Origin of the sequence: Rathayibacter sp. AY1F4 (genome assembly GCF_002931775.1) — a bacterium.
Lineage (GTDB): Bacteria > Actinomycetota > Actinomycetes > Actinomycetales > Microbacteriaceae > Rathayibacter.
The window spans coordinates 22,249-28,895 of record NZ_PSVE01000033.1; the positions used below are offsets into that span (position 1 = coordinate 22,249).

Consider the following 6,647-nt stretch of genomic DNA (forward strand, 5'->3'; position numbering starts at 1 on the left):
TCAGCCCTGCACGGCCGGCGCGGTCGCCTTCGCCCGGGCCGACTCCACGCGCTTGTCGTGCTTGGAGATCTCGGGCTCCCGGCTGCGCAGCTGGGCGTACAGCGGCGCCGCGACGAAGATCGTCGAGTACGTGCCGACGATGATGCCGATCAGCAGGGCGAGCGAGATGTCGCGGAGCGTGCCCGCGCCGAGGACGAACGCACCGATCACGAGGATCGCGGCCACTGGGAGGGCGGCGACGATCGAGGTGTTGATGGAGCGCACGAGAGTCTGGTTCTCGGCCAGGTTCACCGTCTCGGAGAAGGTGCGGGTCGTGCTGCCGAGCGCCTCCACGGTGTTCTCGCGGATCTTGTCGAAGACCACGACCGTGTCGTAGAGCGAGTAGCCGAGGATCGTCAGCAGTCCGATCACCGCCGCCGGCGACACCTCGGTGCCGGTGATGCCGTAGACGCCCGCCACGATCACGAGGTCGTGCAGGAGCGCGACGATCGCCGCGAGCGACATCTTCCAGGTGCGGAAGTACGCCCACATGGCCAGGGCCGCGAGGACCACGAAGATCACCAGGCCGCGCAGGGCCTGCTGGGTCACGTCGTTGCCCCACGCCGCTCCGATGAAGGAGGAGGCGACCTGGTCGGTGGGCACGTCGTAGGCCTCCGACAGGGCGTTCCGCACCGCGGTCGACTCGTCGGTCGAGAGCTGGCCGGTCTGCACGCGGATGGAGTCGTCGCCGACGATGGACACGCGCGGCACGGTCTCCGGAGCGACCGAGGTCACCGCGTCCGTCGCCGTCGCCTGCTCGAGGCTCGACGGCGAGGACACCGTGAACTGCGAGCCGCCGGTGAACTCGATGCCGAAGTTGAAGCCGCCGCGGGCGACCGTCCCGAGCAGCGTGATCAGGATCAGGGCGAGTGAGACGAGGTACCACGTGCGGCGCCGGCCGACGAAGTCGATCGATCGCGCACCGGTGTAGAGGTCGTTTCCGAACTGCGAGAAGCTGGCCATCACGCGTCCTTCCCGTTCGAGTCGTTGGAGTCGCGCAGGCCGGCCGCCTCGGCGGCCTTCCGCTCGGCGATGGTCTGGCGCTTGGCCGCCTCACGGGACGCGGAGGCGCGCTTGCCGGCGACCACCTGGTCCTGTGGACGGAAGGCGGCACGGCCGCGGTAGACGGCCCCGAGCGCCCGGGGATCCAGGCCCGACGCCTTGTGCCCCTCGGCGAAGAACGGTCTCGTGGCCATCAGCTGCAGGATCGGGTGGGTGAACAGCGCCACCACGATCAGGTCGATGATTGTCGTGATCCCGAGGGTGAGCGCGAAGCCGCGGACACTGCCGACGGCGAGGAGGAAGAGGACCACCGCGGCGAGCAGGTTCACCATGTCGGACGCGAAGATCGTGCGCAGCGCGCGCCGCCAGCCGGACTCGACGGCGGACTCGAGGCCGCGTCCGTCGCGCAGCTCGTCGCGGATGCGCTCGAAGTACACGATGAACGAGTCGGCCGTGATGCCGATCGCGACGATGAGGCCCGCGACTCCTGCGAGCGAGAGGCGCAGTCCCTCACGCCAGGACAGCAGCGTGACGACGAGGTAGGTGACGATCGCCGCGACGAGCAGCGAGGCGATCGTGACGGCTCCGAGCACGCGGTACTGCGCGATGGAGTAGACGATGACGAGGATCAGGCCGATGAGGCCGGCGAGCAGGCCGCTGGCGAGCTGGGCGGAGCCGAGCGTCGCCGAGATGCTGTCCGAGCTCTGGACCTGGAAGCCGATCGGCAGCGCGCCGTACTTGAGCTGGTCGGCGAGCGTCTTCGACGACTCCTGGGTGAAGGAGCCCGAGATCTGCGCGTTGCCGTCCGTGATGGCGGCGTTCGTCGACGGGGCCGAGATGACCCGGCCGTCGAGGACGATCGCGAACTGGTTCTGCGCACCCTGCAGCGCCACGAGGCGCGAGGTCGTGGCGCCGAAGGCCTGCGTGCCCTGGTCGTCGAACGAGAGGTTGACGGCCCAGGTGCCGGTGCTGGCACCGGAGGAGGTCGTCATCAGGCCGTTCGAGGCGTCCGAGATGTCCTCGCCGGTGATCTCCACCGGGCCGAGGACGTACTTCACCGTCCCGCTGTCGTCGCAGGTGATGAGCGGCTGGTCGGCCGGGGCGAGGTTCGGGTCCTGGCCGTTGAGGAACGCGCAGTCGAACGAGGTGTACTGGGCCTCGAGCGCCGGCGTGAGGTAGGCGAGGTCGCTCGCGTTCGTCGGCGAGGCGGTCGGCTCCGTCGCGAGCGACGGATCGACGGGCGTCGGCGTGGGCGAGGACGTCGCGTCACCGCCGACCGAGCTGTTGGTGGCCTCGCTCGCGACGAGGACTGGGCGGAAGTCGAGCTTCGCCGAGGCCTCGATGCGCTGGAGTGTCTCGTCGTCGGGCGTGCCCGGGATCGAGACGACGATGTTGCTCGAGCCCTGGGTCGTGATCTCGGCCTCGGAGACGCCGGACGCGTCGATGCGCTGGCGGATGATCGAGACGGCCTGGGTCAGCTGCTCCGACGAGACGGTGTCGCCGTCGTTCAGCTGCGGCTGCAGGACGATCTGCGTGCCGCCCTCGAGGTCGAGGGCGAGCTTCGGCGTCCAGGAGCCGCCGCCCCAGAGGACGGCCGCCGTGTTGAGTCCGACGAGAGCGAGGATCAGGACACCGAGCCAGCTCAGGGAGCGGCGGGCCTTCCGGACGGGGGTTGATGCGGCCACCCAGGGCTCAGCTTTCTCTTCGGTCGACGGTGATCGGCCCGGGGTCGCCCGGGCGTGGAGAAGGGCGGGCGGGCGCCGATGCGCCCGGCCCGCCCAGGAGACTACTGCGCGTCGGGGCGGCGGTCGCGCTCGACCGGGTCCACGAGCGGGTCGCGGTGCGCGGAGTCGCGCTCGCCGAACTCGGGCGAGCCGGTCGCGGTCAGCGGGTCGGCCTCGTCCTCGGTCTCGACGACGACGGCGTTCTCGCTCGGGTCGATGAGGCGGGCGATCGCCTGACGGTGGATGGTCAGCAGCGTGCCGGGGGTCGACTCGATGACGATCTTGTTCGCCTCGTCGTCGATCGACACGACGGTGCCGAAGAGGCCGGAGCCGGTCATGAGCTCCACCCCCGGCTGGAGGTTGTTCTTCATGCTCTCCGCGTCGCGCTGGCGCTTCTTGTTGTTGCGGAACATGAAGATGATCATCACGGCGAGCAGCAGGACGAGCAGGATGATCGTCGGATCCATGGGTGGGCCTTCCGGAGTGGATGGGCGATCCGCCGCGCGGCCTCAGGTCGAGGCGGAGCGGATCGAGCGGCCCGTCGGGCCTAGAGAATCATAGATCATCGGGGAACAGGGGCGGCTGAGCCGCCGTCCCCCGGGGGTCGATGCCGAAGTGGCGGTAGGCGGCGGGGGTCGCCACGCGGCCCCGCGGCGTCCGGGTCAGCAATCCGATCCGCACGAGGAACGGCTCGACGACGGCCTCGACCGTCTCCGCCTCCTCCCCCACCGACACGGCGAGGGTGTTCAGGCCGACCGGCCCGCCGTCGAAGCGGGTCAGCACGATCTCCATCACCGCGCGGTCGAGCCGGTCGAGTCCGAGCGCGTCGACGTCGTAGAGCTCCAGCGCCGCGCGGACGGCGGTCACGTCGGCCCGTCCGCCGTGGACCAGGGCGAAGTCCCGCACCCGCCGGAGCAGGCGGTTGGCGATGCGCGGGGTGCCTCGGCAGCGGCCGGCGATCTCGGCGATCGCGTCCGCGTCGATGTCGAGCTCGAGCAGCCGTGCCGCCCGGGCGAGCACCTGCCGCAGCTCGTCCTCCGCGTAGAACTCGAGGTGCGCGGTGAAGCCGAAGCGGTCGCGGAGCGGATTGGGCAGCAGGCCGGAGCGGGTCGTGGCGCCGACGAGCGTGAACGGGGCGAGATCCAGCGGGACGGACGTCGCTCCCGCCCCCTTGCCGACCATGATGTCGATCCGGAAGTCCTCCATCGCGAGGTAGAGCATCTCCTCCGCGGAGCGCGCCATGCGGTGGATCTCGTCGATGAAGAGGATCTCGCCGGGCAGCAGCGAGGAGAGGACGGCGGCGAGGTCGCCCGCGTGCTGGATCGCGGGGCCGCTGGAGAGCCGCAGGGGCGAGGCGCTCTCCTCCGCCACGATCATCGCGAGGGTCGTCTTGCCGAGACCGGGCGGGCCCGCCAGCAGGATGTGGTCCGGGGTCCGGCCCTGCATGGCCGCGGCCTTGAGCAGCAGCTCGAGCTGGCCGCGCACCTTGCGCTGGCCGACGAACTCGCTGAGGTTCCTGGGCCGCAGGGCGCCCTCGAAGGCGACCTCGGCCTCCGACGCGACCTCGGCGCCCAGCACCTCGTCGCTCACGAGCGGGCCGCCGGACCGAGGCGGGCGAGGGCGAGCCGGAGCAGCGCCTGCACGTTCGCGGCGTCGGAGGCCTGCGCGTCGAGCAGGATCTCGTCGACCACGTCGGCCGCGGTGCGCTCGGGCCAACCCAGGCCGACGAGCGCCGCGAGCACGTTCTGCGCGGCGGTGGCGGCGGGACCGGAGCCGCGGGCGGCGCGCGGACGGACGGTCACCTTGCCGGCGAGGGACAGGATGATCAGCTTGGCCGTCTTCGGGCCGATGCCGCTGACCTTCCGGAACACCCCGTCGTCCTCGTCGGCGACCGCCTGCGCGATCCGGTCCGGCTCGACCGCACCGAGAACGCCGAGGGCGGACTTCGGGCCGACGCCGGTCACACCGATCAGCAGCTCGAAGATCTCGAGCTGCTCCTCGTCGGGGAAGCCGTAGAGGGTGAGCGAGTCCTCGCGGACGACGAGCACGGTGCTGACCGTGGTCTCGTCGCCGACGCGCATCTCGAGCGCGTGCTGCGGGGTCACGTTCACCGCGTAGCCGACGCCGTGGACGTCGAGGACGGCGAGGCTCCCGCGGGCGGAGAGGACGGTGCCGCGGAGGGAGGAGATCACCGCGTCAGTCTAGATGCTCGAACAGGCGTTCGACTCGCGGCCTCGGCGGCGCGCCACGCCCGCTGCGCTGCTGTGCCGCCCGCCGCTCCGTCGGCACCGGCTCCCGCCGACCTGGAGGACGGCGCGAGAGGCGCCCGCCAGGCGTGGCAGACGGCCAGGGCGAGGGCGTCGGCCGCGTCGGCCGGCCGCGGCGGGGCGTCGAGCCGGAGGACGCGCTGGATCATCGCGGTGACCTGGCGCTTGTCCGCGGCTCCGTAGCCGGTGACGGCGGCCTTCACCTCGCTCGGCGTGTGCATCCCGACCGGGAGCCCGCGCCGGGCCGCCGCGACGAGGGCGACGCCGCTGATCTGCGCGATGCCCATCACGGTGCTGACGTTGTTCTGCGCGAAGACCCGCTCGATCGCGACGGCATCGGGGCGGTGCTCGTCGAGCAGCGCCTCGAGCCCGTCGCCCAGGGCCAGCAGGCGGCGCTCCAGTGCGTCGTCGGGCGGTGTCCGGAGGACCGTCACGTGCACGAGGGTCGCGCGGCGGTCGTGCGAGACGTCGACGATGCCGACGCCGCAGCGGGTGAGCCCGGGGTCGATCCCGAGGACGCGCATCAGGCCGCCCTCCGGGATCGGGCCGGGCTCACCGCGTCACTCCTCGTTCTCGAGCTCGGCGCGCACCTCGGCCGTGATGTCGAGGTTGGTGTAGACGTTCTGCACGTCGTCCGAGTCCTCGAGCGCGTCGATCAGGCGGAAGACCTTGCGGGCCGTCTCGGCGTCGGCCTCGACCTGGAGGGAGGCGACGAACTCGATGTCGGCGGAGTCGTAGTCGATGCCCGCCTCCTGCAGGGCCGAGCGGGCCGGGACGAGCTCGCTCGGCTCGACGCGGACCTCGAAGCTCTCGCCGTGGTCGAGCACGTCGTCGACGCCGAAGTCGAGGACCGCGCCGAGCACGTCGTCCTCGGTGACGCTCTCTCCGTGGGGAACGGAGATGACGCCCTTGCGCGCGAAGTTGTAGGCGACGCTGCCCGGGTCGGCCATGGTGCCGCCGTTGCGGGTCATCGCTGTGCGGACGTCCGCCGCGGCGCGGTTCTTGTTGTCGGTGAGGCACTCGACGAGCAGGGCGATGCCGTTGGGGCCGTAGGCCTCGTACATGATCGTCGTGTAGTCGATGACCTCGCCGGTGAGGCCGGCACCGCGCTTGATCGCGCGGTCGATGTTGTCGTTCGGCACCGAGGTCTTCTTCGCCTTCTGCACGGCGTCGACGAGCGTCGGGTTGCCGGAGAGGTCGGCGCCGCCGATCTTGGCGGCCACCTCGATGTTCTTGATCAGCTTGGCGAAGGACTTCGCGCGGCGCGAGTCCTTGATCGCCTTCTGGTGCTTGGTCGTGGCCCACTTGGAATGCCCGGACACGGTGCTCCCTCGGAAATCTCGTTGCGTGCGGCCCCCGAGGGCGCCGCTGATGGCAGGGGCCAGTCTATTCGAGAGCCGGTCCGCGCCCGTCTCGGCCCGAGCACCGAGCCTTCCACACCCTCCTCGCCGGAGACGAGCCGCCCTCTCGGCGCGCCCCCGCACCGCCGAACGCACGATCCGCGTCCCAGCGGATCGCGCTAGGCGGACGCGACCAAGCACCAGAAGGCGATCAAGGACTCGCGCCGCGCGAAGTCCTTCGCCAAGCTGATCAAGAACATCGAGGTGGCCGCCAA

The 6,647-nt window shown here is 71.1% G+C and carries 7 protein-coding genes; all 7 read right to left on the reverse strand.

Annotation, left to right across the window (positions count from 1 at the left end; all coding sequences use genetic code 11):
- The 7 genes from secF to C5C59_RS16005 all read right to left on the reverse strand — a co-directional run bounded on the left by secF (position 1) and on the right by C5C59_RS16005 (position 6,354).
- Positions 1-1,002, reverse strand: coding sequence for a protein translocase subunit SecF (gene secF / locus C5C59_RS15975; RefSeq protein ID WP_104225335.1), 1,002 nt, complete (start codon positions 1,000-1,002; stop codon positions 1-3).
- Positions 1,002-2,726, reverse strand: a complete 1,725-nt coding sequence (secD, locus tag C5C59_RS15980; RefSeq protein WP_104239051.1) for a protein translocase subunit SecD — start codon at positions 2,724-2,726, stop codon at positions 1,002-1,004. Before secD ends, secF begins: the two co-directional genes overlap by 1 nt.
- Before the next feature lie 101 nt (positions 2,727-2,827).
- Positions 2,828-3,232, reverse strand: coding sequence for a preprotein translocase subunit YajC (yajC, locus tag C5C59_RS15985; protein ID WP_104233318.1), 405 nt, complete (start codon positions 3,230-3,232; stop codon positions 2,828-2,830).
- Positions 3,233-3,320: 88 nt separating this feature from the next.
- Positions 3,321-4,355: a Holliday junction branch migration DNA helicase RuvB gene (gene ruvB / locus C5C59_RS15990; RefSeq protein WP_104239050.1), complete on the reverse strand. Its 1,035-nt coding sequence runs from the start codon at positions 4,353-4,355 to the stop codon at positions 3,321-3,323.
- Entirely contained in the window at positions 4,352-4,957 is a 606-nt protein-coding gene (gene ruvA, locus C5C59_RS15995; protein ID WP_104225337.1) for a Holliday junction branch migration protein RuvA, read from the reverse strand. The genes ruvB and ruvA overlap by 4 nt, the downstream gene beginning before the upstream one ends.
- Positions 4,954-5,556, reverse strand: a complete 603-nt coding sequence (gene ruvC / locus C5C59_RS16000) for a crossover junction endodeoxyribonuclease RuvC (protein ID WP_104239049.1) — start codon at positions 5,554-5,556, stop codon at positions 4,954-4,956. Before ruvC ends, ruvA begins: the two co-directional genes overlap by 4 nt.
- Before the next feature lie 36 nt (positions 5,557-5,592).
- On the reverse strand, positions 5,593-6,354 hold the full coding sequence (locus C5C59_RS16005; RefSeq protein WP_104224772.1) for a YebC/PmpR family DNA-binding transcriptional regulator: 762 nt from the start codon (positions 6,352-6,354) through the stop codon (positions 5,593-5,595).
- Between the last annotated feature and the right edge of the window lie 293 nt (positions 6,355-6,647).